Below are 2,131 nucleotides of genomic sequence, written 5' to 3' on the forward strand. Positions count from 1 at the left end.
CCTTCGTCACGGGCGCGGTGCTCGCCGCGCCCGTGACGAAGGAGATCGTCGGCGGGAAGAAGACCGAAGAGATCCGGATTCCCGTCGGGGACGACGGCCTCGCCGCGCAGGTGGACCGCTGCGAGGTCGAGCCCGCCGCTCCGGCCGCCTGAACTCTCCCTGCTCCCGACGGAGTCGGGCCCGGCACTCGATGGGCTTACGCCCGCTCGTCCCGCAGCCCGGTCAGGAACTCCACCAGCAACTCGTTCACTTCGGCCGGCCGCTCCTGCTGGGTCCAGTGGCCGCAGCCCGGCAGCACGACCGGCGGGCGGCGCAGGCCCGGCACCAACTCCGGGAGGCGGGCGACGAGTTCGGGGGTGCCCGGGAAGTAGGCGACGGGGTCGCGGTCGCCGTACACGAAGAGCGCGGGCGTGGTGATGGACGCGCCCGCGAAGGGGGCCGTCAGCTCCCAGTTGCGGTCCAGGTTGCGGTACCAGTTGAGGCCGCCGGTGAAGCCCTTGACGTAGCCCTCGGCCAGCTCGTCGAGGTCCGACTCCGTGAACCAGTCCGGGAGTTGCGCGGGGGCGGGCAGCTGGTCCAGCCAGGGGGTGCCGGGCTCGATGAGGGCCTGGTGGATGCCGGGCTCGCCCGGGGCGTCGCCGGAGAGCGCGTACACGAAACGCCGTAGCGCGGTCTTCGGGTCCCGGCCGAACTCCTCGTCGGCGACGCCGGCTTGGTTGAAGTACGTCCAGTAGAAGCGGCCGTCGTACGCCGCCTTCACCACCTCCAGCGGCGGGTTGGCGCCGCGCGGCGTCGGAGCCACGCTGAGCCCCGCGACCCCGCGCACCACGTCCGGCCGCAGCAGCGCCGTGTGCCAGGCGACCGGCGCACCCCAGTCGTGGCCGACGACGAACGCGGTCTCCTCGCCGAGCGCGTGGATCAGGCCGACGACGTCGCCGACGAGGTGCAGGATGCTGTACGCGGCCACGTCGTCCGGGCGGTCCGAGGCGCCGTAGCCGCGCTGGTCCGGGGCGACGACGCGGAAACCGGCCGCGACGAGCGGGGCGAACTGGTGGCGCCAGGAGTGCCAGGACTCGGGGAAGCCGTGCAGCAGGACCACCAGCGGGCCTTCGGTGCCGGCCTCGGCGATGTGCAGGGTGATGCCGTTCACTTCTATGGTGCGGTGCTGGATCATGCGGCTATTTTATGAGGGCGTTCCGCGCGGGAATACGGCACCCTTCGGTTTCCGGATCGAATTCCGGGTAATCGCTCAGCGGGTCCGGAAATTCCGTGTTCTTTCTGTGAAAAGTTGTGCCTGGCGGTCGTCCGGCAGATTTCCCAGCGAAATCAGATGCGGGGCCTGCGCGAACCCTTGCGCCTGTGCCGCCTCCCGCGCCGACCACAGCGCGCGGACCGTCCCCTGCATCCCCGCGGCCGGATACCCGGCGATGACCTGCGCGTGCTCGACCGCGACCGCCAACGCCCCGCCTCTTTCGGTGAGTTCGGAGACCAGCCCGACCTCGTACGCGCGCCGGGCGGAGATCCGTTCCGCCGTCCCCATCAGCATCATCCGCGCCACCTCCCCGTACGGCATGCGCTGCGCCATCAGCACCGACTCGTACGCGCTGACCATTCCGTACGTCGTGTGCGGGTCGAAGAACTCGGCGCCTTCCCCCGCCACGACGAACTCGCTCTCGCCCAGCAGATAGAAAGCGCCGCCGCACGCCATTCCCTCGACGGCGGCGATCACCGGTTTCCACAGGTCGTTCGACTTGGGGCCGATGCGCAGGAGCGGATCGTCCTGCATATAGGGGGAGTTGGGCTGCGGGACGACGGCGTCGCGGTCCAGGCCGGTGGAGAAGGCGCGGATGCCGGAACCGGTGAGGACGATCGCCCGGACGCCGTCGTCGAACCGCAACCGGCGCCAGATCTCCGCGAGTTCGCGGGCCGCCGGGACGTCGATCGCGTTGAGCCTCTCCGGGCGGTCGAGCGTGACGACCGCGACGCCGGTCTCCTTGTCGGTGTCGAGGCGGGGCGTCATATCAGCACCCACTGCGGGAGCCCGCCGTCCGGGAACACGGCCTGGACGCGGGCGCCGATCCGAATCCGGTCCGGATCAAGGGAGTTGAGGGGGGCTCCCGGGTGGGTGACG

Annotated in this window: 2 protein-coding genes; both read right to left on the minus strand. The window is 70.9% G+C overall.

Going from position 1 to position 2,131, the window contains the following annotated elements; genetic code table 11:
* Window positions 1-196 precede the first annotated feature (196 nt).
* Complete coding sequence (locus AOK24_RS43735; RefSeq protein ID WP_055725378.1) at window positions 197-1,174, minus strand: alpha/beta fold hydrolase; 978 nt, start codon at window positions 1,172-1,174, stop codon at window positions 197-199.
* 75 nt (window positions 1,175-1,249) lie between these two features.
* Window positions 1,250-2,020: an enoyl-CoA hydratase/isomerase family protein gene (locus AOK24_RS43740; protein ID WP_055725379.1), complete on the minus strand. Its 771-nt coding sequence runs from the start codon at window positions 2,018-2,020 to the stop codon at window positions 1,250-1,252.
* Window positions 2,021-2,131 lie beyond the last annotated feature (111 nt).

It is taken from the genome of Streptomyces niveiscabiei, from assembly GCF_001419795.1.
GTDB classification, from domain to species: domain Bacteria; phylum Actinomycetota; class Actinomycetes; order Streptomycetales; family Streptomycetaceae; genus Streptomyces; species Streptomyces niveiscabiei.